Origin of the sequence: Thioclava sp. SK-1, from assembly GCF_001705665.1 — a bacterium.
GTDB lineage: Bacteria > Pseudomonadota > Alphaproteobacteria > Rhodobacterales > Rhodobacteraceae > Thioclava.
The window spans coordinates 134,507-158,085 of record NZ_MDHA01000025.1 but is presented as its reverse complement, the minus strand read 5'-3'; the positions used below and the strand labels follow the sequence as shown (position 1 = coordinate 158,085).

Annotated in this window: 24 protein-coding genes and 1 other RNA gene; 14 read left to right on the top strand and 11 right to left on the bottom strand. The window is 57.7% G+C overall.

Going from position 1 to position 23,579, the window contains the following annotated elements; all coding sequences use genetic code 11:
* Positions 1–19: 19 nt before the first annotated feature.
* The gene (locus tag BFP70_RS03625; RefSeq protein WP_066009999.1) at positions 20–673 is read right to left on the bottom strand and encodes a peroxiredoxin; all 654 of its coding nucleotides are present in this window, start codon (positions 671–673) and stop codon (positions 20–22) included.
* 42 nt (positions 674–715) lie between these two features.
* The gene (locus BFP70_RS03620) at positions 716–1,846 is read right to left on the bottom strand and encodes a hypothetical protein (protein ID WP_066009998.1); all 1,131 of its coding nucleotides are present in this window, start codon (positions 1,844–1,846) and stop codon (positions 716–718) included.
* 174 nt (positions 1,847–2,020) lie between these two features.
* On the opposite strand from BFP70_RS03620, the gene BFP70_RS03615 reads away from it, so the two are divergent.
* From BFP70_RS03615 to BFP70_RS03595, 5 genes are all read left to right on the top strand, one after another.
* Positions 2,021–3,463, top strand: a complete 1,443-nt coding sequence (locus BFP70_RS03615) for an aldehyde dehydrogenase family protein (RefSeq protein ID WP_066009997.1) — start codon at positions 2,021–2,023, stop codon at positions 3,461–3,463.
* Positions 3,464–3,848: 385 nt separating this feature from the next.
* Positions 3,849–4,349 carry a YbjN domain-containing protein gene (locus BFP70_RS03610; RefSeq protein ID WP_066009996.1) on the top strand — a complete coding sequence of 167 codons (501 nt, stop codon included), beginning with the start codon at positions 3,849–3,851 and terminating at the stop codon, positions 4,347–4,349.
* Between the two features lie 45 nt (positions 4,350–4,394).
* On the top strand, positions 4,395–5,207 hold the full coding sequence (gene proC / locus BFP70_RS03605) for a pyrroline-5-carboxylate reductase (RefSeq protein ID WP_066009995.1): 813 nt from the start codon (positions 4,395–4,397) through the stop codon (positions 5,205–5,207).
* Positions 5,204–5,539 carry a tRNA-binding protein gene (locus BFP70_RS03600; RefSeq protein ID WP_066009994.1) on the top strand — a complete coding sequence of 112 codons (336 nt, stop codon included), beginning with the start codon at positions 5,204–5,206 and terminating at the stop codon, positions 5,537–5,539. Before proC ends, BFP70_RS03600 begins: the two co-directional genes overlap by 4 nt.
* A 78-nt stretch (positions 5,540–5,617) precedes the next feature.
* Positions 5,618–6,739, top strand: a complete 1,122-nt coding sequence (locus tag BFP70_RS03595; protein WP_066009993.1) for a beta-ketoacyl-ACP synthase III — start codon at positions 5,618–5,620, stop codon at positions 6,737–6,739.
* A 322-nt stretch (positions 6,740–7,061) separates the two neighbouring features.
* Here the strand turns inward: BFP70_RS03595 and dtd are convergent, their stop codons facing one another.
* From dtd to BFP70_RS03555, 8 genes are all read right to left on the bottom strand, one after another.
* Positions 7,062–7,511: a D-aminoacyl-tRNA deacylase gene (dtd, locus tag BFP70_RS03590; protein WP_066010108.1), complete on the bottom strand. Its 450-nt coding sequence runs from the start codon at positions 7,509–7,511 to the stop codon at positions 7,062–7,064.
* Positions 7,512–7,619: 108 nt separating this feature from the next.
* On the bottom strand, positions 7,620–8,747 hold the full coding sequence (locus BFP70_RS03585; protein ID WP_066009992.1) for a zinc ribbon domain-containing protein: 1,128 nt from the start codon (positions 8,745–8,747) through the stop codon (positions 7,620–7,622).
* A 4-nt stretch (positions 8,748–8,751) separates the two neighbouring features.
* Positions 8,752–9,930 (bottom strand): SPFH domain-containing protein, encoded by a 1,179-nt coding sequence (locus tag BFP70_RS03580; RefSeq protein WP_066009991.1) that lies wholly within the window; start codon positions 9,928–9,930, stop codon positions 8,752–8,754.
* Between the two features lie 25 nt (positions 9,931–9,955).
* The gene (locus BFP70_RS03575; protein WP_066009990.1) at positions 9,956–10,759 is read right to left on the bottom strand and encodes a hypothetical protein; all 804 of its coding nucleotides are present in this window, start codon (positions 10,757–10,759) and stop codon (positions 9,956–9,958) included.
* Positions 10,756–11,754, bottom strand: coding sequence for a DUF2927 domain-containing protein (locus BFP70_RS03570; protein WP_066009989.1), 999 nt, complete (start codon positions 11,752–11,754; stop codon positions 10,756–10,758). The genes BFP70_RS03575 and BFP70_RS03570 overlap by 4 nt, the downstream gene beginning before the upstream one ends.
* A 2-nt stretch (positions 11,755–11,756) precedes the next feature.
* Positions 11,757–12,932 (bottom strand): toxic anion resistance protein, encoded by a 1,176-nt coding sequence (locus tag BFP70_RS03565; RefSeq protein WP_066009988.1) that lies wholly within the window; start codon positions 12,930–12,932, stop codon positions 11,757–11,759.
* A gap of 35 nt (positions 12,933–12,967) precedes the next feature.
* Positions 12,968–13,888: a 5-bromo-4-chloroindolyl phosphate hydrolysis family protein gene (locus tag BFP70_RS03560; RefSeq protein ID WP_066009987.1), complete on the bottom strand. Its 921-nt coding sequence runs from the start codon at positions 13,886–13,888 to the stop codon at positions 12,968–12,970.
* Between the two features lie 244 nt (positions 13,889–14,132).
* On the bottom strand, positions 14,133–15,518 hold the full coding sequence (locus tag BFP70_RS03555; RefSeq protein ID WP_066009986.1) for a pseudouridine synthase: 1,386 nt from the start codon (positions 15,516–15,518) through the stop codon (positions 14,133–14,135).
* Between the two features lie 120 nt (positions 15,519–15,638).
* Between BFP70_RS03555 and BFP70_RS03550 the strand changes: the two genes are divergently transcribed.
* Complete coding sequence (locus BFP70_RS03550; protein ID WP_066009985.1) at positions 15,639–16,088, top strand: nucleoside deaminase; 450 nt, start codon at positions 15,639–15,641, stop codon at positions 16,086–16,088.
* A gap of 157 nt (positions 16,089–16,245) precedes the next feature.
* On the opposite strand, the gene BFP70_RS03545 is transcribed toward BFP70_RS03550, so the two are convergent.
* Complete coding sequence (locus BFP70_RS03545; RefSeq protein WP_066009984.1) at positions 16,246–16,938, bottom strand: metal-dependent hydrolase; 693 nt, start codon at positions 16,936–16,938, stop codon at positions 16,246–16,248.
* Positions 16,939–17,090: 152 nt separating this feature from the next.
* On the opposite strand from BFP70_RS03545, the gene gatC reads away from it, so the two are divergent.
* From gatC to BFP70_RS03505, 8 genes are all read left to right on the top strand, one after another.
* Positions 17,091–17,378 (top strand): Asp-tRNA(Asn)/Glu-tRNA(Gln) amidotransferase subunit GatC, encoded by a 288-nt coding sequence (gene gatC / locus BFP70_RS03540; protein ID WP_066009983.1) that lies wholly within the window; start codon positions 17,091–17,093, stop codon positions 17,376–17,378.
* A complete protein-coding gene (gene gatA, locus BFP70_RS03535) occupies positions 17,375–18,853 on the top strand; it encodes an Asp-tRNA(Asn)/Glu-tRNA(Gln) amidotransferase subunit GatA (protein ID WP_066009982.1) in 1,479 nt (492 codons plus the stop codon). Before gatC ends, gatA begins: the two co-directional genes overlap by 4 nt.
* Positions 18,854–18,865: 12 nt before the next feature.
* Positions 18,866–19,543, top strand: a complete 678-nt coding sequence (locus BFP70_RS03530; RefSeq protein WP_066009981.1) for a hypothetical protein — start codon at positions 18,866–18,868, stop codon at positions 19,541–19,543.
* 3 nt (positions 19,544–19,546) lie between these two features.
* The gene (locus tag BFP70_RS03525) at positions 19,547–20,224 is read left to right on the top strand and encodes an N-acetylmuramoyl-L-alanine amidase (RefSeq protein WP_066009980.1); all 678 of its coding nucleotides are present in this window, start codon (positions 19,547–19,549) and stop codon (positions 20,222–20,224) included.
* A gap of 100 nt (positions 20,225–20,324) precedes the next feature.
* Positions 20,325–20,756: RNase P RNA component class A (gene rnpB, locus BFP70_RS03520), an RNA gene on the top strand.
* 108 nt (positions 20,757–20,864) lie between these two features.
* Positions 20,865–21,590, top strand: coding sequence for a DUF533 domain-containing protein (locus tag BFP70_RS03515; RefSeq protein WP_066009979.1), 726 nt, complete (start codon positions 20,865–20,867; stop codon positions 21,588–21,590).
* Positions 21,591–21,746: 156 nt separating this feature from the next.
* On the top strand, positions 21,747–21,914 hold the full coding sequence (rpmG, locus tag BFP70_RS03510) for a 50S ribosomal protein L33 (RefSeq protein ID WP_011750518.1): 168 nt from the start codon (positions 21,747–21,749) through the stop codon (positions 21,912–21,914).
* A 307-nt stretch (positions 21,915–22,221) separates the two neighbouring features.
* Positions 22,222–23,493 carry an imelysin family protein gene (locus BFP70_RS03505; protein WP_176715484.1) on the top strand — a complete coding sequence of 424 codons (1,272 nt, stop codon included), beginning with the start codon at positions 22,222–22,224 and terminating at the stop codon, positions 23,491–23,493.
* Positions 23,494–23,579 lie beyond the last annotated feature (86 nt).

Here is a 23,579-nt window from a genome sequence, read left to right as displayed (position 1 = left end):
ATAGATCATCTAGGCGCGATCAGGCGGGTTTCTTGGCAAACCGCAGATAGGGCAGTTTGATGTCCAGGTCGCCGTATTTCGCCTTGGCGTCTTCATCTGACACAGACAGTGCAACGATGACATCCTGGCCCGGCACCCAGTTTGCGGGTGTCGCAAATGGGGCGCCATCTGTGGCCTGAACCGCGTCCAGCGCGCGCAAGATCTCTGCGAAATTGCGGCCCACGGACATTGGATATGTCATGGTCAGGCGCACTTTTTTGTCCGGGCCGATGATATAGACCGTGCGCACTGTCGCGGTATTCGCAGGGGTGCGCCCTTCGGGCAAATAGGCCTCTGCGGGAAGCATATCAAAAGCCTTGGACACGTTGAGTGATGTGTCATCAATGATCGGAAAGCCGGCAGGTTTCCCGGCAAAGCTTTGGATGTCCTCTTTCCATTTCGTATGCTCTGCCACAGTGTCGACGGACACGCCCAGAACCTTGGTGTTGCGGCTGGCCCATTCGTCCGCCAACTGCGCGACCGCGCCAAATTCGGTCGTGCAGACCGGGGTAAAATCTTTGGGGTGCGAGAACAACACCACATAGCTGTCACCGATCCAGTCATGAAACTTGATCTGGCCTTCGGTGGAGTCGGCGGTGAAATCGGGTGCAATATCGTTGATGCGCAGGCCCATGGGTCCCTCCTTTGAAAACTGTCCCAACCGATATAGGCCGCGTCAGCGCGGTTCGCCAGTGGGGGCGGGGGCGTTTTCCGTCTCTGCACAGCTGTCTGGTCTGTGGGCTGTGCTGCGGTCAAGCCGTGGGTTCAGCCGGATCATGGCCCATGCCATCAGCAATGCAATCAACCCTGCGCCCAGCCAGGCAAGCGGCTGATCGCTGAAATTGGCGATCAACTGCGTGACCAGATGCAATGCGCCGAAGGTCAATGCGATGTTGAATTGGACCCGGTCTCCCAAGCGCGCAGTTACGAAACCGCTTAGTGCCAATACCAAGGCCCAGACCACCGATGCGACCCATGCTGGCACAAACAAGATTATGTCTGTGCCAAGCAATGTCGCCGCCCATGCCCCGATATGCGCCGCAATACAGCCCATGATGCGCAGGGTTTGGGCGTGGCGTTGCACCTTTGGCGGCGCATGGCGTGTAAAAGCCGACGCGATCACGATCAATGCCAACGCCGGCGCGATAATCCGAAGCGGGTCGAATTCGGCAAATATTTGCGCAGCGGGCGGCGCACATGCGATCAGCAGCGGGACAATTGCCAAGGCGGTGACAAACCGAATATCGGTGGCCAGCCCGGCGGCAATCGCGATCCCAGTACCATAGAACCAGATTACGCCTGTAAGTTCGGTGTTTTCGGCGCTAAGCCCCAGCCCCAACAGATGCACGGCCACCCCGATCAGCAAACACAGCGATGCGATCAGACGATTGGGCCATGCCACACGGCGCGCGCCATAGGCCAACGCTGCAAATATTGCACCAGCGATCAAAAATCGTGGCGCGACCAGTTGCGACGGCAGATCACGCTGCGCCGCCATGACCCCGCCCACGCAGGTCATAATCCCCACGCAAATAAGGGACGTTGCCAAAAAGCCGCCCCTGGGCCGAGAGCGGACAAAGATCATCGCGCCAAGGGCGATAAGAACCGCGCCCAATCCGGCCACTGCCGTGGCATCTTTCATCCAGGCGACAATGCCACCTCCGACTGCCAAAATACCGGCGAATGTCACAACATTGATCGCCAGCCGGACCATCTCGGCGCGGGCCCTGACGCGGATCTCTTCGGCCTGTACGCGCGTTATAACCTTGTCTTGAACAAGCTTCTGGGTATCGATCAAAACGCGCATAGGGCCCTCAATACTGCCTTGCTCTATGTAGCTACTGAACCGCGCGGCGATGTAAAAGCATAATCTGCCGCAAAGCGGGATTGGATCAATCACGACTGCTGTGATCCCCGCCGAGTCTCACTTGCCCCAGCGCGGGGAACCTGTCACGCTCTCGCGCAAATCAGGAGGTCGACCATGATCGAGAAACGCGAATTTTATATTGATGGCCAGTGGGTCGCACCGCAGATGGCGCGTGACCATGCAGTGATTGATCCCGCCACGGAAGAACCCTGTGCGACCATCAGCCTTGGCACCGAAGCCGATGCAAATGCTGCAGTTGCCGCAGCCAAGGCAGCATTACCCGCATGGCGTGCCACCCCGCCGGCCGCCCGTTTGGCAATGGTTGAAAAGCTGTTGGAAATTTACCAGGCACGCGCCGAAGATATGGCGCAGGCGATTTCTCTGGAGATGGGCGCACCGATAGATTTCGCGTTGAAAAATCAGGTGGCCTCTGGGACTTGGCATATCACCAATTTCATCACTGCAGCGCGGGATTTTGAATGGATTCACCCGCTGGGCGATGGCACGCCGGGTGCGATGATTGCCTATGAACCGATTGGCGTTGTCGGGTTGATCACACCTTGGAACTGGCCGATGAACCAGATCACGCTGAAGGTCACGCCAGCATTGTTGGCGGGCTGTACCATGGTGCTGAAACCGTCCGAAGAATCGCCGCTTTCAGCCATGCTATTTGCGGAAATGGTGCATGAGGCGGGCATTCCAGCGGGCGTGTTCAACCTTGTGAATGGCGATGGTATGGGCGTTGGGTCAACCTTGTCTGGTCATGAAGATATTGAAATGATCTCGTTTACCGGCTCAACGCGGGCGGGGCGCGCAATCTCGAAGAATGCAGCGGAAACGTTAAAACGTGTGACGCTGGAACTGGGAGGCAAAGGGGCCAATCTGATCTTTGCTGATGCGGATGACGATGCCGTGGCGCGGGGCGTGAAACATTGCTTCAACAACTCGGGTCAAAGCTGCAACGCGCCAACGCGGATGTTGGTTGAACGCGCGATCTACCCTAAAGCGTTGGAAATCGCCAAAGCCACGGCGCAGGCCACAAAGGTTGGCAATCCGCGCGAACATGGTGCCTTTATCGGCCCGGTGATCAACAAGGCGCAGTTCGACAAAATCCAAGGCCTGATTGAAGCCGGGATCAAAGATGGCGCGACACTTCTGGCCGGCGGGCCGGGCTTGCCAGAGAATATGAACCGTGGCTATTTCGTGCGCCCGACCATCTTTGCTGATTGCACGCCGGACATGACCACAATGCGGGAAGAAATCTTTGGCCCTGTTTTGTCGATCATGCCATTCGATACCGAAGAAGAGGCAGTCGCAATCGCCAATGACACCGATTATGGTCTGACAAACTATGCGCAGACCCAGGACCCGGAGCGTTTGCGCCGGCTCGGGCGCGCTTTACATGCGGGGATGGTGGAACTGAATGGCGCGCCACGTGGAGCCGGGGCGCCATTTGGCGGGGTAAAGGCCTCGGGGCGTGCGCGTGAAGGTGGGCGTTTCGGGATCGAAGAATTCTGCGACATCAAATCCATCAGCGGCTGGGCACAAGAGGCCTGATCACAGCCACTGTCACGGTGAAATACAGCCAGCCCGGTGCGTTTGTCGCGCCGGGTTTTTTCTGGCGTGGATTGGTCGGCACCCCCCCCTAAAACAGTGATTCTTTTGCCCGTTTTTATGTCTGAACTAGGGTTGTTTGGGTAAGCGTTGTGGGCTGATCGTCCTATTTGCCTTGTGGATAACTATGCAAGCCGGGGTAGGCCTAGGGGTTATCCCCAGATATCGTGTTTAACTACAAAGTTATCCCCTACAATTTGCTTTACAGCCCTGCACAGCCATATCACGATATATGGTAGAGGACGGTCAGCAGAACGCCGTTAGTAGTAAGAAGACCAAATCTTGGGGCTCCGCCCGGGGTGCGGCAAATGCGAGCAAGGGACAGATCATGGCACTCAGCGACGATTATTTTGGCGGAGATGCGCACCCAATTGATGTGGTGGAGGATCTGGCCGAAGCTCATGCGTGGGAATTCAACCGTGTTGCTGATGATCAAATTGCGATGATGGTGGAAGGCCAGTGGCGCAGCTATTCTATCACGCTGGTATGGTCGGACCGTGATGAGATGCTGCGGCTGATCATGACCTTTGAAATGGATCCGCCAAGCGAACGTCTGCCCGTGCTTTATGACATGATGAACCGCGCCAATGATCAGGTCTGGTCTGGTGCATTCACCTATTGGCCCGATCAGCGATTGATGGCATGGCGCTATGGTCTGACGCTGACCGGCGGACAATGCGCGACGATTGAACAGCTGGACCATATGATTGGCGAAGCATTGATGTCGGCCGAACGCTATTACCCGGCGTTTCAGGTGGGATGCTGGGGCGACCAATCTGCGGAATCTGCGATCCGGGTGGCCATTGCGGATGCTGTCGGCCACGCTTAATCTGCACCCGAAACTGATCTGACGATCCGGTCAATAGGGGTGCCAATGACATTTTCCGATATTTCCGAGCGCGGGCTTGTTCTGCTGGGTTGTGGCAAGATGGGCTCTGCAATGCTGGCGGGCTGGCTGTCGGGTGGATTGGCGCCATCAGCGGTGCATGTGATTGACCCGAATCCCTCCGATTGGCTGAAATCGACCAATGTGAATATCAATGGCGACTTACCTGCAGCCCCGGCTGTGGTGTTGGTGGCGGTCAAGCCGCAGATGATGGCGCAGGCCTTGCCCGCATTGCAGGCGATGGGGCAGGGGAAGACCCTGTTCGTGTCTGTCGCGGCAGGGACCACACTGGCCCGATTTGAGGCGATGCTGGGCAACACCACACCGATCATCCGCGCAATGCCCAACACTCCGGCGGCCATTGGCCGTGGGATCACCGCGATTTGCGGCAACGCGGCCAGTGACTGTGATGATCTGGACACGGCGGAAGGCTTGCTTTCGGCGGTTGGGCAGGTGGTCCGGTTAACTGCCGAGGATCAGATGGACGCTGTGACCGCGGTGTCTGGCTCTGGCCCGGCTTATGTGTTCCATTTGATCGAATGTCTGGCACAGGCGGGCGTGGCCCAGGGCCTGCCAGCGGATCTGGCGCTGACCTTGGCGAAGGCTACAGTGGGCGGCGCCGGGCAATTGGCCGAAGATGCGACGGAAGATCCTGCGCAATTGCGGGTCAATGTGACCTCCCCCGGGGGCACAACGGCCGCGGCTTTGGCCGTGCTGATGGATCCTAATATCGGGTTCCCGGCGTTGCTGAACAAGGCGGTGAAGGCGGCTGCGGATCGCGGAAAGGAGCTGGGAAAATGACAATTGGATTTGATGATTTTTTGAAGGTTGATATTCGGGTGGGCGAGATTGTCCGCGCCGAACCCTTTCCCGAGGCACGCAAACCCGCAATCAAGCTTTGGGTGGATTTCGGCGCAGAGCTGGGGGTCAAGAAATCCTCGGCGCAGATCACCAAACATTATACGCCCGATGTGCTGATTGGTCGTCAGGTAATGGCTGTTGTGAATTTCCCCCCGCGTCAGATCGGCCCCGTGATGTCAGAGGTGCTGGTGCTGGGCGTGCCAGATGCGGATGGCGAGGTCGTGCTTTTAGGACCTGGGCATGATGTGCCGATCGGCGGTCGGCTGTTCTGACGTATCGTTTTCTTGCAGCAGGGGTTGACCCCTGTCGTTGCGGTCTTTGATAGTGATGGACCGCAGCGGAGGATGATTATGCACAGGCCAGCACTTACCGGCAGCGGGGTTTTTACCCCAGCCGACACGATCACCAATGATGAGCTGGTTACAAGCTTCAACGCCTATGTGGAGCGGTTCAACACAGATAACGCGGCCGAAATTACTGCGGGCCGCGCCACCGCACTGCAGCCTTCCAGTTCGGAGTTCATCCATAAGGCATCTGGCATCGAACAACGCTATGTCATGGATAAGGCCGGGGTTCTAGATCCGGCCCGCATGTATCCCCGGCTGGATCAACGCGGCGATGATCAACCGTCTATCATGGCGGAAATGTCTTTGGATGCGGCCAATAAGGCATTGTTGCAGGCTGGACGACGCGGGGCAGAGGTTGACCTGATCATCTGTGCGGCGTCGAATATGGAACGCGCTTATCCGGCAATCTCCATCGAGGTGCAGCAGCTTTTGGGGGCCACGGGTTTTGCCTTTGATATGCAGGTGGCCTGTTCCTCTGCGACATTTGGCATTCAGGCAGCGGCGGATATGATCCGCTCGGGGTCGGCACGGCGTGCGCTGGTGATCTCGCCCGAAATCACCTCGGGCCATTTGGAATGGCGCGACCGCGACTGCCATTTCATTTTTGGCGATGTCTGCACTGCCGTGTTGATTGAACCGCTGGACACGGCAATGGGCCGTGGGTTTGAGATCGTATCAACCAAATGTGCCACGCAATATTCCAATAATATCCGCAATAACGAAGGGTATCTACGCAAGACCCGACCTGATGGCTTGGCCGATCGCCGGGATATGCAATTTATGCAAAACGGGCGTCGGGTGTTCAAAGAGGTGCTGCCGATGGTCTGTGATCATATCCTGACGCATTTGAGCGACAGCGAGCTGTCGGCGTCGCAGATAAAACGTCTGTGGCTGCATCAGGCAAATAAGACCATGAATGATTTCATCGGACGCAAGGTTCTGGGCCGCGACCCGCTGCCCGGCGAGCAGCCAAATATTTTGCAAGATTATGCCAATACGTCATCGGCCGGGTCGATCATTGCTTTTGACGCTTTTCACGCGGATTTACAGGCCGGAGATCTGGGGCTGATCTGTTCCTTTGGCGCGGGATATTCCGTGGGGTCTGTGATCACACGCGCGTTTTAATGCCTTGCTATACCGTTCGCACAGATCGGGGCGCGCGGGGTTCACGGTGCATGTCATCAATTCGGACCAGGCATTCAAACGGATGAGCCAACACCGGATATCGCGTGATTTTCAATACGGAAAGATACAAGAACCTGCGCTGTGTTCCTTGCGGAGAACCTGAGCGACCCCATTCACCCAAGCGCAGGCCCTGAACAGAATCGACCGCAAAGGGGGAGGTGGCCGATCACTCATCTAACCTTAATTTACACGATTTTTGACTGACTCGCAAATTTTTAAATCTATCTGATGAATTCGGATATTTCACAACTATTGCGGGTATTTAGTTGCGATCCGCAGTATCAAGCCAAATTGTGATCGGCCCGTCATTGGTTAAATTCACCGCCATATCGGCTGCAAAAATACCGGTTTCGACGGGCAGCGACAGTTCACGCAGGGCCTGGGCGAAATGCTCGTAAAGATGTTTGCCCTGTTCCGGTGGGGCGGCGGTGGAAAACCCCGGACGATTCCCACTGGATGTATCGGCGGCCAAGGTGAATTGGCTGACCACAAGGCAGGCCCCGCCCACATCGGTAACAGAGCGGTTCATCTTACCTAGGTCATCTTCAAAAATGCGTAGCTTGGCGACACGCGCGGCGAGTTTCTCTGCCTGCTGCTCGCCGTCTCCGCGCATGGCACATATAAGTACCAACAGCCCGTGATCGATCTCACCGCAGACACTGCCGTCCACGGTGACCTTGGCATGGGTGACACGTTGTAAAAGGGCGCGCATCGCAGATATGTCCTGACAGTTGAAATGGGGGGGCAGCGTTTCACGCGGCATCGAGCCCCGTAAAACGCTGAAGCCTGGCCGGTGCGGCCATGCTTCGGGTGCGGGTGTTCAGCGGCTTACATAGAAGATCAGGGCGCCGATGACTGCGGCTGCGCCAATCGCCAAGGCAATTTTCCATGCTGACCACGGGCGGTCGCCTGAAACTTGGCCAGTTTGCGCATTGATAATGAAGCGGTAGCTTTGGCCGCGGAATTTATAGGCGGCGGTCCATAGCGGAAGCAGCACATGTTTGAACGTTTCCGCGGCGAAATGTGGATCAATCTGCGCGATCCTTTGTGTATCGCCGCCGATATCGCGGCGCACATCGCTTTGGATCACCCGCAGCATTTCGGCACGGGCCAATGTGTGGCCTTCCGGCAGTTCGACTGTGTAGCTTTCGGCGGAAAAGCCGGACAAGTAGTCGCTGCGATAGGGTTTCAGTGCGGCCAGATCCCACGGTTGCAGTCGCGTGATATGATCAGGGGGCAACGAGCGGGAGGCATAGATCAACACGTCATCAAACATGCGCGACACACGCCCTGTTACATGGGACCAGCGTGTTTTGCGCACGCGTTCCGTCCGGCTGCTGTCGCCCCTGCCGACACGGCGTGTTTCGTAATAGTAATCTCCGCGTTGCCCGACATATCGGGTTTGGCTTTGGGCGTCGAAGGTCCAGAACGGCGCATAGACCCCCGTCATCCGACGTCCCTTACGGGCAAATTGCGCAAGGCCATTTGGCGCGAACCAACGTGTTTTTAACCATAGTGCAAGGGCCTCGCGCGCGGCATTTTCGTCGATCATGAACGGGATGACGCCCTGTGGCTTCAACGCCCGCTGAGTGCCGGTGTCGATCACAACCGGCGTGGCGCAAAACGGGCATTGTGTGGCATGCTCATTGGGCGCAAGTTCAATTGAGGCCGCACAATTGGGGCATGTCAGGCTGTGGCCATCGGCTGTGGCTTGTGTTGGCGCCTCTGGACTGGGCTGTGCTAGGCCTTGGGCCAATGGCAGCTCTTGCAGTTGGGCGGCTCCGCGATGGGTTGCAGCGGGAATATCCTGCACATGTCCGCAGTGGTCACACACCAAGCGTGTTTGACCAGGGGCAAAGCGCAAGTCACCCCCGCAGGCATCACAAGGATAATGATGGTCTGTGTGTGCGACGGCGACCCGCTTGCGGGGCACTTTGGGCAATTGCATCAGCTTAGCTCATCGGTGGTGGGGGTGGTGGGGCAACGGTGAACAGGCGCGCAAGCTCTGGCACATCATCTGCGGGCACCCAACCTGCATATCCTGGCGCCCAGACCAATGTTGCGCGACTGAATTGACCGTTTGTTACCATCCGACCCAGATCGCCACGACCAAATGGGCCCTGCGTCTGACCGTTCACGGCGAGATGCCACACTGTTTCGACCGGAGGAGCGGGAGGAGGCACAGGCGCGCCGGCGCCCGCCGGCGCGCCTGTGCCTCCGGGCGCGTGGCGCATGCCAGGCGCAACCCCTGCCTGTGCAGGGGCCTGGCCCCATGGGCCAGTCATCTGACCGCCCATTGCCATGCCCATACCTGCACCTATACCGACCCCCATCGCCGCGCCCATACCAGAGGTGGCAGCCGAACCGGGCTGACCCATTGCCTGTGCGGCATTGAACTGCAAGAAAGCGTTCAGATCGCCCACAATTCCCATGGATGTGCGTTTATCCAACACCGCCTCTACCGCTTCGGGCAGGGACACGTTTTCAATGTAAAACTCTGCGATAGACAGCCCGTATTCAGCCACGGTTGGCGCAATCGCGGTGCTGACCAATTTGCCCAGATCCGCTGTGTTCGCCGCCATATCCAGTATGGGCAGGCCAGAGCTGGCAATCACGCGGGAAAATTCCTGCACAATGATATTTCGCAGCTGAAAACTGATCTCATCGGCGGTGAATTCCCCGTCTGTGCCAACAATTTCGGTCAGGAACAAGGCGGGATCCGCGACCCTCATCGCATAGGTGCCAAAGGCGCGCAGGCGCACCGGGCCAAATTCAGGATCACGCGCGATCACCGGATTCTTGGTGCCCCATTTCAAATCGCCCATACGGGTGGTGTTCACGAAATAGACTTCGGATTTGAACGGCGAGCGGAAGCCGTGATCCCAATGCTGCAAAGTGGTCAGAATCGGCATATTGTTAGTTTCCAACATATACAGACCCGGCCCAAACACATCGGCCACCTGACCTTCATGGACGAAAACAGCCGCTTGGCCCTCGCGTACCGTCAGCTTGGCGCCATATTTAATCGCATGGCCTTCACGTTCAAACCGCCAGACCATGGTGTCGCGCGTGTCATCCACCCAATGAATAACGTCAATGAATTCGCCGCTAAGAAAATCCAAAATGCCCATGTTGCGCTCCGCCTAATTCGTCAGTTCAACCCGTTGCTTCGGGTAATTCGGTGTCAATGAACCGCCGGTCATCGCGGCGTCCTGCAATATCAATCAACAGCCCGCTCAGCGCACCATCTTCGTCATAAAGTGGCACGGCCGCAAATCCACCATCCGTCCCGGTCGAGGCCAGAAACATCTGCGGTTGCTCCGGGTCGGTGATTCCCACCCAGCGGGCAAAATTAGGCATGTCAGGATCCAGATGCGAGGCCAGCCAGCTCCAGCTGTCTTTGCCTCCCTGATCTTGAAGCTGTGTATCAAAGGCCACGAAATCGCGGGCAACATCCAGATCGCATAGCGCAAAACATCCGGCATCCACGTTGAAATCCAGTTGCGGCCCTTTCAACGAGGGGCGCGTACCGCGCAGTTCCAGCCAGATGCACAGGTTGGTCTGGGCAAAATGCATCTCGGTCTCATCTGCGACGGTGAAGGACCAGATATCGATACTGCCCACCGGGAGGGGCAGGGGGTATCGGATCAGGTAATCATGGCCATTGGACGGATCATCACAGATCAATTCGCCCGATGGTAACGCCAAAGCGCCGTGATGGACCCATTGGGCCATGTGGCCAGAAACTTGCGCGATCCAGTCCCGCGCGCCTGTGCCATCACCATTCGCGCTGTCGGGGGGGGCGTCTTGCGCGGGCTGGGGCTGTTGATCGGGCGCTTGTTGCGTTTCAATGTCTTCGGCGGTTTCTGCTGGGGGGGGCAGATCCTGTGCCCCCTCATCGCCTCGCATGTTGTGGCGCCGGCCGATCAGACCGCTTAAACGTGATAGAAACCCGCTCATAATGTACCTGCTGCAATCTTTGCTGGTGCCTCGCCCATCAGCTCTTTCGCGATTTGTGACACGATGGGCCGCGCCTGCGCTTCATTCATGCCTGGCCGCAACCGGGGATCATATAGAATTTGCAGCAACAGCTCATCATGGCGTGTCAAAAGCGCAAACTCTTCATCATCATTGAAGATCGACGGACGGGCACGCGGATAATCATTGGCCAACCCAAGCCCCTGTGCCAGCTCTTCATGCAAGCAGCTTAAGCGCAGCGCGTCAGGGTGTTCGCCGCGGATCACGGCCACCGCGCGCGAATAGGTGGGCGCCGCGCCTTCGCTAAAGGCAAAGACCACGCAAAACGTGGTGGGCGGCAGATCTGTGATTGCCCGAACCGAGGTCGAATCGATCCCCGGCACCAGTTCTTGTAGCAAAGGGCCGGCGGCGCGGCGTTCATCTTCATTCATCACCAAGACGGTGAAATTCCCGCCGCGATTTACTGCAGTGACGGGGAAGTGGCTAGCGCGGGCCAATTGTCCGGCATATGCGGAAATAGTGGCACGGTCTTGTGCCTGGCGCTGCGATGGGATCGATGCGCTGAACTGCACGTCGATTTTCACCGGCTCGGCCCAGCGACGCAGATGCGACGGGCTTGCAGTGGCTACAAAAGCGCCGCCACGGTTCGAATACTCATCATAAAGCGCAATGTGAATGAAGTCTTCTGTCAATTGCCGCGCTGTATAGGGGGCATCGCGGGGGGCGACATCACGGCGCAACAAGCCTTGACCAACAAGCGATTGCTCAACTTGCATGAAATAAGCTTCCATTGCCACGCTTTCCGCCGAACGCGGTGCGGTTGTTGCCAAATCCTGTGGCGCGGATTGTGGACGCGGGCTGCTCAATGGTCCCAGGCCCGCCCCAAGCGTGGGCAGCCCACCCTGGCAGGCCGCCAGGGCAAGCATCGCGGTGCTTGCCAACGCAATAGCCCCGCCACGTCCACGCGTCATGCGCATCTTCAGGACGCCTTATCCGCAGCAGCAGAGCGGCTGGATCGGGATGCGGCCAATGTTTCGCGCAATTTGCCCTCCATTTCGGCCAGCTCTTTCTCGGCCTCGACCCGGCGGCGCTTACCCTCATCCGCGATTTGCAGACTGTCTTCGATTGTGGCGATCAATGTCGCATTGGCGGTTTTCACAGCCGCGATATCGAAGATGCCGCGTTCCATCTCGGTGCGGACCATTGTATTGGCTTCACGCAGATTTTCGGCATTCGCGGTCAATAGGTCATTGGTCAGATCATTGGCGGCTTTGACCGCTTGCGCGGCCTCGGCCGACCGCTGGATGGTCACGGCTTGCGCCAGCTGCGTTTCCCACAGTGGGACGGTGTTGACCAAAGTCGAATTGATTTTCGACACCAAGGATTTGTCGTTTTCCTGCACCAACCGGATAGAGGGCAAAGACTGCATCGTGACTTGACGGGTCAGTTTCAGATCATGCACCCGGCGTTCCAGGTCATCGCGTGCGGCACGCAGATCGCGCAGCTCTTGGGCGCGCAAAACCTTGTCATTTTCGCTGGCGGCTTCCACTTCGGCCTCTTTGGCGGGGATCAGTTGCGTATCAGCCTGACCCAACTTCTCTTCTCCCGCCGCGATATACAGGCCCAGCTCGTCGTAAAACTTCAGGGTTTTATCATACAGCAGGTCCAGCGATTTGATGTCCTTGAGCAGCTTTGTCTCATGCGACAAAAGCTGATCGGTGATTTTGTCGATCTGGCCTTGGACCTCTTCGTAACGTGCCAGAAACTTAGCAAAAGGCGCGACGCGGCCGGTCAGCTTTTCCCACCATTTCTGATCGCGCCGCACATCGAGTTCGGATACGGAAAACCCGCGCAATGCCGTCACGATAGAGCGCAAACTGTCGCCTGCTGGCCCAACATCCTTATTCTTCACATCGACCAGCATCGCTTGCGAGATCTGCTGCAGCTCCCCTTGGGCGCGTGAGCCAAACCGGATGATTGAACCCGCGTCGCTCAATTCAATTTCTTCCATCCGCGACCTGATCTCTATCGCCGTTGGCGTTGCTGCGTCAGCCAGTGGCGTGACAGCCTCTTGTGGATCGACCAACACGACCGAGGCAACGGTCTCGATCTCGGCGACATTATTCGCAGCAGCTTCACGCACGGTATCGTTCATTCATTCCTCCTGGGCGCAGTGCAATCATGCACATGCTACCGACTGTCCTTTTGTTGCGCGGCTGGTGCAAGCCCTTCGCGCGCTAATCTCTCACGTAATACGTCAATTTCAATCTCAAGCCCTTCGCGGCCATTTTCAATCAGGCTTCGCGTGCGCGCTGTGAAATTTGCCTCCAGATCGGTCAAAAGCGCGTCATAAGCGGTCAATGCCTGTGGATCATGCGTTTGCGCCCAATGATCGGCGAATTTCACCGTGGCATCGCGCGCACCCTCTAAATACACACCCATATATCGCCGCGCGGCCGTCAGATCATTGGGATCGTCTTCGACCGCGCGAAACAGGTCACGGGCGTGGGTGGCAAACACCTCGATACGGCTGTTCATACGCGGCAGGTTGGCGCGAGTGATCGCGTCTTGCATGGCGCGCAGATGATCTTCGCCGATTTCAACCGCGCGTGCGACACGATCTTGTTGGAACGGATCAATCCCTTCCATCCCCTTGTCGCGCATCGGATCTGTGCCAAAGGCCAACAGAGCCAACGCCGTGCCGATCACTCCGGTCAGTCCTACGCCGACCATTCCCATAGACGGATCCTGCGCCCCGGCGGCAAGCCCACACCCCATCAGCACAGCGCCCAAGATTTTACGCGGCAAGACAGGCCTGCGTGCCACGCGGCGGGCATTAAATTCCGCTTGTGCGCGCAGGCCCTCGCGCAGGGTATAGGCCCCTCCCGCCACCAAAGCGAAGGAGATCAATGACAATGCTAGTGCGGTGGCACCATCGCCAAACGCGCCCAGCAGCAATGGTGCCGAACACAGCATGATCCAAAACGGGCGCCCCTCCAACGGATGTTCGGGTCGTGGCAGGCGCTCCGCAGGAATGTCGGCCTGTGTGGCGTCGCGGCGCGGTGCTGTTTGGGCATTGGGACTGAATTTGCCACCAAAACGCTTTGCCATAGGTCAGACCCCGCCCGTGAATGCGACCGAGAGTGTCAGCGCCAAAAGAAGGTAAAACGCGATACGTTGGACGGTCTTACTGGACATGAGGCCTCTTGAATTATCCCAGGCGGGCATCCGTAAAGGACCCCGCCTGGGACAAAGAATAGGCATTCACCACGCCCTATGCCAGTGGCTGTGATGTAGATTTCCGCGAATGGCGCGTTTCTTGCCGATGATTTACCGGCGAGGGGACGCGTTTTGATCAGTCGCGGCCGCGATAGGGCTTGCCTGATGGTTTGCCACCCGGCTTGCCGCCGGGCTTTGCGCGGAAGTTGCCGCCGGGGCCACCGCGCGGTTTAAATCCGCCATCACGATTTCCGCCAAAGGATTTTCCCTCGCCGCGTGGCTTGTCACCATCGCGTCCGCGATATCCTCCGCTGTCACCGTCACGGCGCGGTTTGAACCCGCCGTCGCGGTTTCCGCCAAAGGATTTTCCCTCGCCGCGTGGCTTGTCACCATCGCGCCCACGATATCCGCCGCTGTCACCGTCACGGCGCGGTTTGAACCCGCCATCACGGTTTCCGCCAAAGGATTTTCCCTCGCCGCGTGGCTTGTCACCATCGCGCCCACGATATCCGCCGCTGTCACCGTCACGGCGCGGTTTGAACCCGCCATCACGGTTTCCGCCAAAGGATTTCCCCTCGCCAAAGGGTTTCCGAGGGGCACGGTCTGGGCGTTCCCCGCGATCCGGACGTTCCCCATAGGACGGTTTGCGATCATCGCGCCCAGCGAACCGTCCACCCGGACGCTCGCTACGAAAACGGTCACCGCGGGGCTGATCGCGCCCAGAGCGGTCATACCGGCCGCGGTCATCATCCGCATCTGTGCCGGTCGGTGTCTCTTCCAGCAGCGTACCAAGTTGATCACGCAAGACGCGGCGTCGAATTTCGGTCACGTCACCCGCAATCATGTCATTTAAACGGAACGGGCCATAGCTCAAACGGATCAGCCGGTTTACCGTCATGCCAACTTCAGACATGGCGCGGCGAATTTCGCGATTTTTGCCTTCACGTAACCCAACCGTCAGCCAGGCATTCGCGCCTTGCTGACGGTCCAGCGTGACCTCCATCGGTTGAAAATCCTCACCATCAATGGTGATGCCACGGCGCAGCGGATCAAACGTAGCCTCATTCGGGCGCCCGTTGACGCGCACGCGATATTTACGCAGCCAGCCGGTTTCGGGCAGCTCCAATCGGCGTTTTAATCCGCCGTCGTTGGTCAACAGCAACAACCCTTCGGAATTCATATCTAGTCGGCCGATGTTTAGAACGCGCGGCATTCCTTCGGGCAGTTCGTCGAAGATTGTGCGACGGCCCTGCTCGTCCTTCTCTGTCGTTACTAGACCCAGCGGTTTGTAATACAGCCACAGTCGGGTTTCCTGCGGCGCGTCAATGGGCTGTCCGTCGATCGTGATCTTGTCTTTGATGCCGACATCCAGCGCGGGACTATTGATGGTCTTGCCATTCACCGCAACGCGGCCGGCAATGATCATCTTTTCAGCGTCACGGCGCGAGGCAACACCAGAGCGCGCAATGGTTTTCGCAATGCGCTCGGAAATAAGCGCCGGTTTGGCGGGGCTGTCGCTCATATGTCTGGTCCTTCTGGGGGAATGGCGCGCGAGAATCTCGGGCGCAAGGACAAATCTATACAGCGCGCTCCTCGTCAAATAAAGTGCCTAGCGAAGAATTGATTTACAGATTGGCCAAGAATGCAGTTCACATCCTTCATGGCGCAAGCTCTGGAAGAAGCCCGCGCCGCAGGCACGCGCGGAGAAGTGCCCGTCGGGGCGGTTATTGTCGGCCCTGATGGGACAATCTTAGCGCGTGCCGGAAACCGTACCCGCGAATTGAAAGACCCAACTGCACATGCGGAAATACTTGCATTGCGTGCGGCGTGCAAAACCATGCAGTCAGAGCGTCTGCCGGCATGTGATGTCTATGTGACGCTCGAACCTTGCCCAATGTGCGCCTCAGCCCTTTCCCAGGCGCGGATCGCTCGGATCTACTATGGTGCCGCAGACCCGAAATCGGGAGGGATTGCACAAGGTCCGCAAATTTTTGTACATCCTCAGTGCCATCATCGCCCCGAGGTCTATGATGAAATCTCTGCGTCAGAGAGCCGGCATCTCCTGGAAATGTTTTTCAAAGCGCGACGCTGAAATCAAGTGGGCGGGGGCCAGCCCCCGCAGGCCTCCGGCCTTGCCCCCGGGATATTTTGGGCAAGCTGAATAAGTGGCCAGTTTCATCTTGCGATAAATATCCCAGGGTGAATTTCGGCCTTGCCGAAAGAGGGGCAGCGCCCCTTTTTTCTAAGCCTTACAAATCTATCGCGGTTAGTATTTTCGGTTCGACAACTCTTATGTGTGGTAACGCTGCGATCATTGTTTGTGCACTTTGTTCAAGAAGAGGGAAGGTTTTGTAATGGCATGGGATCACTACCTTGAAGTCGAAATATTTTTTGGCTGCGAAGGCTGCGCGTTTCATGTCCATCGTGAAATGGCCACCAGCGCACAGGATGCCGATGTCGGGCTGATGGTATTCCGCCATCCATTCCATATCTGCCATGATATCTGTGTCGCCTGACGCATAAATCACATGACCATCACCGGCAATCATAAAGCCTGCCGGTTGCCCAGCATAGATAGGTGTGCCGCCCTGGTAGTCGATCGACGAAGAATGGGTCGCATTCACCATCGTCACCTGCGCACCATTTAGCTCAACCGTGCCGCCTTTTCCAAATCCGACAACCTCCAGCCCCTCTTCTGCCAGCAGGAGGGAAAGCTCGTGGATGCAGTAGATCGGGATCGATAGCTCGCGGGCAATGGCAACCGCGTCAGCGCAATGATCGCCATGTCCGTGGCTGATCAAGAGATGTGTCGCGCCTTGTATTGCCTCGGCGCGGCGATCATCGGGAAAGCTTGGATTTCCAGATAAAAACGGGTCCAGCAAAATGACAGCATTTTCGATTTCGATCCGAAAGCCGGAATGGCCAAGCCAAGTGAGTTTCATGTCGTAGGTCCCATCTTCAGTTCCGTTGAAGTCAGCTCAAAAGCTAGGGCGTGGTGCCGTGTCCTTCAAGCCGAGTATAGTCTTAAGGCCACAGCTTCTTGAAAGCCTGCGCGACAGCCGCTAAACCAACCTCAAAGTCAGCGGAGACACATATGTCCATCGACATCGATACCGCCCGTAAGGTGGCACATCTTGCCCGGATCAACGTGGCAGACGAAAAACTTCCAGAGCTCGCATCAGAGCTGTCGGGGATTTTGAATTTCATGGAACAATTGAGCGAGGTTGATGTCGACGGCATTGAGCCGATGACATCTGTCACGCCCATGCGTTTGAAGCGCCGCAAAGACATCGTTACGGATGGCGGGTATCAAGATAAAGTCTTGAAAAACGCGCCCGATGCCCGTGAAGGGTTCTTTGCTGTGCCGAAGGTGGTCGAATGACGTTGAATACATTTAAAATTTCTCAGGCGCGTGATGCACTGCGCAGCGGTGAAACAACCGCAGTGTCTTTGACCGAAGCCTGTATTTCCGCGATTGAGGCGGCGGGCCAATTGAACGCTTATTGCGCCCAAACGCCGGAGATCGCGCTGGAGCAGGCCAAGGCTGCTGATGAACGGATTCAGGCCGGTGATGCGCCCAATATGTGCGGTATCCCGCTGGGCATCAAAGATGTTTTCGCGACCAAGGGTGTTTCGACGCAAGCCGGGTCCAATATTTTGAAAGGGTTCAAGCCGGAATACGAATCCACAGTGACACAAAACTTGTGGGATGCCGGTGCGGTTATGCTTGGCAAGCTTAGCATGGATGAATTCGCGATGGGATCGTCGAATGAAACCGCATGCTATGGCCCGGCGGTGAACCCGTGGAAGGTGGACGATCAGCTGCGCACACCAGGCGGCTCTTCGGGCGGGTCTGCAGCGGCTGTGGCTGCGGATCTGTGCCTTGCGGCCACAGGAACGGATACCGGCGGTTCAATACGCCAACCTGCGGCCTTTACCGGTATCACTGGGATCAAGCCAACCTATGGGCGATGCTCGCGCTGGGGCGTGGTGGCCTATGCGTCATCACTGGATCAGGCGGGTCCGATGACAAAGGACGTTCGCGATGCGGCGATCATGCTGAGCGCGATGTGCAGTTATGATGCCAAAGATTCGACCAGCGCCGATATCGTGGTGCCGGATTTTGAAGCCGCATTGACCGGCGATATCCGCGGCCAAAAGATCGGCATCCCCCGCGAATATCGTCTTGATGGCATGTCGGATGAAATTGCAAAGCTGTGGGACAATGGCATCGCAATGTTGAAGGATGCCGGGGCCGAGATCGTGGATATCTCATTGCCGCATGCGAAATACGCGCTGCCGGCCTATTACGTCATTGCCCCTGCCGAGGCATCTTCGAACCTCGCGCGCTATGATGGGGTGCGCTACGGTCACCGCGCCACCTTGGGCAAGGGCGATGGTATCGACGATATGTATGCTAAAACCCGTGCGGAAGGCTTCGGCCCCGAGGTGCAGCGCCGCGTAATGGTTGGGGCCTATGTCCTGTCCGCCGGTTTCTACGACGCCTACTATAATCGTGCCCGCAAGGTGCGCGCATTGATCAAGCGTGATTTCGAACAGGCCTTTGCCTCAGGGATCGATGCGATCCTGGCACCAACGACCCCATCATCGGCATTCGGATTGGGTGAGATGCGATCGGCAGACCCTGTTGCGATGTATCTAAATGACGTATTCACAGTGACGTTGAACTTGGCAGGCCTGCCGGGGATCTCGGTCCCGGTTGGGCTGGATGCCAAGGGCTTGCCACTTGGGTTGCAGCTGATCGGTCGCCCTTGGGAAGAGGGTGCCTTGCTCAATCAGGCGCTGGTGTTAGAGCAGGCGGCAGGCTTCACAGCCAAGCCTGAAAAATGGTGGTAAGGAGATAAACCTATGCGGATCCTCATCTGTGCCCTGCCTATGGTGCTGCTGGCGGCTTGCCAGCCCAGCGTGCCCAATTCCGGCGCAGGTGTAGGCTTCGGCAGCTATGAGGAATATCTGGCCGCGCGCGAAGCAGAGCTGCGCGGTCAGCAAACGCCTCCAGCCGTAACGCCAACCGGTGCACCGCTGGATGCTACACATGGTCCGGCCTATGGGGGCGCGGGCTATGGGGCATCGGTTGCTGACCCAGCGCAAATTGGCTCGGTTGCACCCACACAGCCGATGAATGACGCGCAACAATTGGGCGCCGATACATTGGCCGCATTGAATGCCACGGCGGCAGAGCCGATCACGGTGCAACCATCACCTTCAGTGCCGCCTGCAGCATCCTCTACTGCGCTGCCTCAGCTCGATGTTCAATCTCAGGTCGTCGGTCAGGCAGGGCCAAATCTTGCGGCCTATGCACTGTCTGTCAACAACCAGCCCGGCCAATCGGTCTATCGTCGTGGTGGGATCAAATTGACCTCAACAGCGCGCGCCTGCGCAAAATATGTCGCGCCCGATCTGGCGCAGATCGCTTTCTTGGATCGCGGCGGCCCTGAACGTGATCCGGGCAATTTGGACCCTGACGGCGATGGCTTTGCCTGTGGCTGGGATCCCAGCGCATTTCAAAACGCACGCGGAAACTAAACAGTGGCCTATCCTTCGCCGAATTTCACTGTGCGGCGCAATGGGCTGACCCCAACATTAATCGTGCTGCACTACACCGCTATGCGTAGCTTTCAAGATGCGTATGACCGGCTATGCGACCCACAGGCCGAAGTCTCGGCTCATTGGCTCATCGGTGCTGACGGCAGTTCCCACCCGCTCGTGGATGAGGCCGCGCGCGCGTGGCATGCCGGCGTCGGGGCATGGCGCGGTCAAAACGACATCAACTCGCGCTCGATCGGGATCGAACTCGACAACCGGGGCACCCACCCGTTTCCGGCGGCACAAATGACAGCACTAGAGCAGCTCTTGCGCGCGCTGATGGCGCGCTGGAACATCCGCCCCGATCAGATTATCGGCCATTCCGATATGGCCCCTGACCGCAAATCCGATCCCGGCCCGCGCTTTGACTGGGCCCGGCTCGCCCGCCAGGGCCTCAGCATTCAACCCCGGATCACCCGCTATTGCGGTCCGTCAGATGCCGCGCATTTCTACACTCTCGCGCGCCGCTTCGGCTACCCCGATGCAACAGCGGCTGATCTACTCACCGCAATGCGTCTACGTTTTCGCCAGGGTCATGATGGACCGCTGGACAGATGTGATATGGCGATTATCACCGATCTGGCCACGCGATACGGGTCGGATCATCCTGGCGATCTATAGCTTTCATCTTGCTCTAAATATCCAAAACTCCGCACTGTCAGCCGCGACTACGCTAAAGGGCTTGACCCGACCAGATGACCTGCGTATGGCGCTGTCTTGCGCGGATGGCTGGATGACCGCGGTGCCCCGTAGCTCTGCCTCAAAGCAGATAGCCGGATCACCGAGGAAAGTCCGGACTCCATGAAGTAACGGTGCCGGGTAACGCCCGGCGGGGGCAACCCCAGGGAAAGCGCCACAGAAAACAAACCGCCCCGTGGATGGCCCGTTGGCCGTCACACACACGCGGGTCAGGGTGAAACGGTGGGGTAAGAGCCCACCGCGGGACTGGCAACAGGACCGGCACGGCAAGCCCCACCGGGAGCAACGCCGAATAGGGATCGCGTGCTTGTGGGCAACCACATAGCAGGGGAACTTCGCCCCGAGCGGTCCGGGTTGGCAGCTAGACCCTACAGGCAACTGTAGGGCCAGAGGAATGGTCATCCAAAGGGGGCAGCCCCTTGGACAAAATCCGGCTTATAGGCCGTCCGCGCATCTTCGTTTCCCGCTGCCGATACGTCATTTGGCAAAAAACGCTAGGCGGATCGCGGTTTTCAGGCCAGTTTACCCCTTGAGGATTGGCAAAACCAAAGGGGGGACTACGATGAGCTTTGTCAAAATACTGGCCACGCTGTCGGTCGGCATCGCCGCCATCAAAGGTACGGAAAAATTCAAAACGCTCGGCGGTATCGACGGGATGAAATCAAAATTGGCCGAGGCGCTGCCGGGAGCGGGGGCGATGGCGGATCAGATGTCGTCACAGATGACCAGCATGGCGCAATCCTTCGGTATGGCGGATATGCAAACCGGTCTGCGCGACATGTTTGATAAGGTTAGCGCGCAAAGCAAATCATCGGGTGCCGCCGCCGAAGCAGGCCTTGGCGCAATGATGTCAGCGATGACGGCAGCCGCGACAACCGGCGCGGCGGGCCTGTCGGACATGGTCACGACCCTAACCAAGGGCACACCCGCCAGTACGATGGCCGAAGACCATGCGCGGCTGATGATTACGGCGATGATTCAGGCTGCCAAAGCCGATGGCAGCATTGACGCGCAAGAACGTGCGCAAATTTTGGATCATCTGGGCGATGCCTCTGACGAAGAGATCGCCTTCGTCGAGGCACAGCTGGATGCGCCCGTAGATGTCGCAGCCTTGGCAGGGCAGGTTGCGCAAAGCGCCAAGGCGCAGGTCTATTCTGCCGCGTTGATGGTGATTTCCGTCGATACCGAAGCAGAGCGGAGTTATCTTGCCAACCTCGCCGCAGCAATCGGGCTGGAGGCGGAAAAAGTCCTTCAGATCCATAAATCCATGGGCAAGCCGATCACCTGACCTGTGCAGGCGAAAAATATGTCGTGTTTTGGAACAAAAAACGCCGCATATTCGGATTCTCTGTTGACTCCACCCCCTGTCTAGCTAAAAGGCGGCATTCAAGGATTTCGGGGTGATCAGGCAGACGCGCCGATCACTCAGCTGAGGAGTTATAAAATGGCGAAGCCGACGACGATCAAGATCCGTCTGAACTCGACGGCGGGCACCGGGCACTTCTATGTGACCAAGAAGAATGCCCGCACCATGACTGAAAAGATGACCGTGAACAAATACGATCCGGTTGTCCGTAAGCACGTCGAATACAAAGAAGGCAAGATCAAGTAAGATCTTCCCTGACTTTGACAGATTTAAAAGCCGTCCTGTTTCAGGGCGGCTTTTTACTATGCTCGCACGGGGGAGGGCGGGGCGGGCTGCGCCACCCTATACGCTGATAAGATGACCGTGGAAGCCCCACCTGTGCTGCCGCAGCTCCTTCCCCCCCCAGACACAGCCCAGGATATGGGCCTGAAATAAGCGGTGATGACCGCGCCGGACCAGAGCTGCCCAAATACCTTATAAAAAAAATCAAGTTTACTTTTTCGACTATTTGCGTCAGTTACCCAATAACAGAAATCTAAGACCTGAGGACACCATGACCCGGATGATGACCGCCCTTTTGGCCGGAACCGCCCTGACTGTCGCGCCTTTGGCTGTTTTGGCCGATGCCCCTTCAAATGCGGATGTGTTGGAAAATTACGCCAATATCGCACATGCGGGCTATGACGACAGCTTGACCACTGCCCAGGCGTTGAAAACCGCGATTGACGCCTTTGTGGCCAATCCCACGGCAGACACCCAAGCGGCAGCAAAATCGGCATGGATTGCCGCCCGCGCCCCGTATCAGCAAACCGAAGCTTTCCGTTTTGGCAATGCGATTGTGGACGATTGGGAAGGTCGCGTGAATGCCTGGCCGCTGGACGAAGGTTTGATCGACTATGTCGATATGGATTCTGCGGCCGTGAACGAAGAAAACGACCTTGCCTTGCTTAATGTGGTGGCCAATGCCTCGATCACGGTTGGCGGCGAAACCATTGATGCTTCTACCATCACGCCAGAGCTGCTGTCGGGCACGTTGCAAGAGGCTGAAGGCATCGAATCCAACGTGGCGACCGGCTATCACGCGATTGAATTCCTGCTGTGGGGGCAGGATCTGAATGGCACCGATGCTGGCGCGGGCGAACGGTCCTATACCGATTACCTGTCGGGTGAGGGTTGCACCAATGGCCATTGTGACCGCCGCGGTCAGTATCTGACAGCTGCGACAGATCTGCTTGTCGCGGACCTTGAAGAGATGGTTGCGAATTGGACGCAAGACGGCGAGGCGCGCAAGACCCTTCTGGCCGATCCGGCAGCAGGTATTACCGCCATCCTGACCGGCATGGGGTCGCTGTCCTATGGTGAGTTGGCGGGTGAGCGGATCAAGCTTGGCCTGATGCTGCATGACCCGGAAGAAGAGCATGATTGCTTCTCGGATATGACGCATATCTCGCATTACTACGACACTGTCGGCATCCAGAATGTCTATACCGGTAGCTATGCGCGTGTAGATGGTTCCACCGTCGAAGGCCCATCCTTGTCGGATCTGGTCGCAGCACAAGACGAGGCGATTGACGCGCAGCTGACCTCGGATCTGCAGGCTTCGGTTAAGGCAGCCGATGCGCTGAAAGCGGCGGCGGAAAACGGTATGGCCTATGACCAGATGCTGGCGATGGGCAATGACGAAGGTGCCGCGCTGATCAACGGCGTTGTTGATGCGCTTGTGGCGCAGACGCGGACCATTGAACGTGCGGTTGCCGTTCTGGGCACCGAGGTCGAAATCGAAGGCTCCGACAGCTTGGATGACCCGGACGCGGTCTTCCAATAAGATCGGCAGGACTTACTGTTTTTGCCTCTACATTGTGCCCCTGCGGATCTCTGCGGGGGCGCTTTCTTTGGGATTGCCTTTGGGCT

Excerpts from the sequence above, each read along its gene's own strand:
- BFP70_RS03625 (WP_066009999.1), bottom strand. The coding sequence starts at position 673 with ATGGGCCTGCGCATCAACGATATTGCACCCGATTTCACCGCCGACTCC.
- BFP70_RS03620 (WP_066009998.1), bottom strand. The coding sequence starts at position 1,846 with ATGCGCGTTTTGATCGATACCCAGAAGCTTGTTCAAGACAAGGTTATA.
- BFP70_RS03615 (WP_066009997.1), top strand. The coding sequence starts at position 2,021 with ATGATCGAGAAACGCGAATTTTATATTGATGGCCAGTGGGTCGCACCG.
- BFP70_RS03610 (WP_066009996.1), top strand. The coding sequence starts at position 3,849 with ATGGCACTCAGCGACGATTATTTTGGCGGAGATGCGCACCCAATTGAT.
- proC (WP_066009995.1), top strand. The coding sequence starts at position 4,395 with ATGACATTTTCCGATATTTCCGAGCGCGGGCTTGTTCTGCTGGGTTGT.
- BFP70_RS03600 (WP_066009994.1), top strand. The coding sequence starts at position 5,204 with ATGACAATTGGATTTGATGATTTTTTGAAGGTTGATATTCGGGTGGGC.
- BFP70_RS03595 (WP_066009993.1), top strand. The coding sequence starts at position 5,618 with ATGCACAGGCCAGCACTTACCGGCAGCGGGGTTTTTACCCCAGCCGAC.
- dtd (WP_066010108.1), bottom strand. The coding sequence starts at position 7,511 with ATGCGCGCCCTTTTACAACGTGTCACCCATGCCAAGGTCACCGTGGAC.
- BFP70_RS03585 (WP_066009992.1), bottom strand. The coding sequence starts at position 8,747 with ATGCAATTGCCCAAAGTGCCCCGCAAGCGGGTCGCCGTCGCACACACA.
- BFP70_RS03580 (WP_066009991.1), bottom strand. The coding sequence starts at position 9,930 with ATGGGCATTTTGGATTTTCTTAGCGGCGAATTCATTGACGTTATTCAT.
- BFP70_RS03575 (WP_066009990.1), bottom strand. The coding sequence starts at position 10,759 with ATGAGCGGGTTTCTATCACGTTTAAGCGGTCTGATCGGCCGGCGCCAC.
- BFP70_RS03570 (WP_066009989.1), bottom strand. The coding sequence starts at position 11,754 with ATGCGCATGACGCGTGGACGTGGCGGGGCTATTGCGTTGGCAAGCACC.
- BFP70_RS03565 (WP_066009988.1), bottom strand. The coding sequence starts at position 12,932 with ATGAACGATACCGTGCGTGAAGCTGCTGCGAATAATGTCGCCGAGATC.
- BFP70_RS03560 (WP_066009987.1), bottom strand. The coding sequence starts at position 13,888 with ATGGCAAAGCGTTTTGGTGGCAAATTCAGTCCCAATGCCCAAACAGCA.
- BFP70_RS03555 (WP_066009986.1), bottom strand. The coding sequence starts at position 15,518 with ATGAGCGACAGCCCCGCCAAACCGGCGCTTATTTCCGAGCGCATTGCG.
- BFP70_RS03550 (WP_066009985.1), top strand. The coding sequence starts at position 15,639 with ATGCAGTTCACATCCTTCATGGCGCAAGCTCTGGAAGAAGCCCGCGCC.
- BFP70_RS03545 (WP_066009984.1), bottom strand. The coding sequence starts at position 16,938 with ATGAAACTCACTTGGCTTGGCCATTCCGGCTTTCGGATCGAAATCGAA.
- gatC (WP_066009983.1), top strand. The coding sequence starts at position 17,091 with ATGTCCATCGACATCGATACCGCCCGTAAGGTGGCACATCTTGCCCGG.
- gatA (WP_066009982.1), top strand. The coding sequence starts at position 17,375 with ATGACGTTGAATACATTTAAAATTTCTCAGGCGCGTGATGCACTGCGC.
- BFP70_RS03530 (WP_066009981.1), top strand. The coding sequence starts at position 18,866 with ATGCGGATCCTCATCTGTGCCCTGCCTATGGTGCTGCTGGCGGCTTGC.
- BFP70_RS03515 (WP_066009979.1), top strand. The coding sequence starts at position 20,865 with ATGAGCTTTGTCAAAATACTGGCCACGCTGTCGGTCGGCATCGCCGCC.
- rpmG (WP_011750518.1), top strand. The coding sequence starts at position 21,747 with ATGGCGAAGCCGACGACGATCAAGATCCGTCTGAACTCGACGGCGGGC.
- BFP70_RS03505 (WP_176715484.1), top strand. The coding sequence starts at position 22,222 with ATGACCCGGATGATGACCGCCCTTTTGGCCGGAACCGCCCTGACTGTC.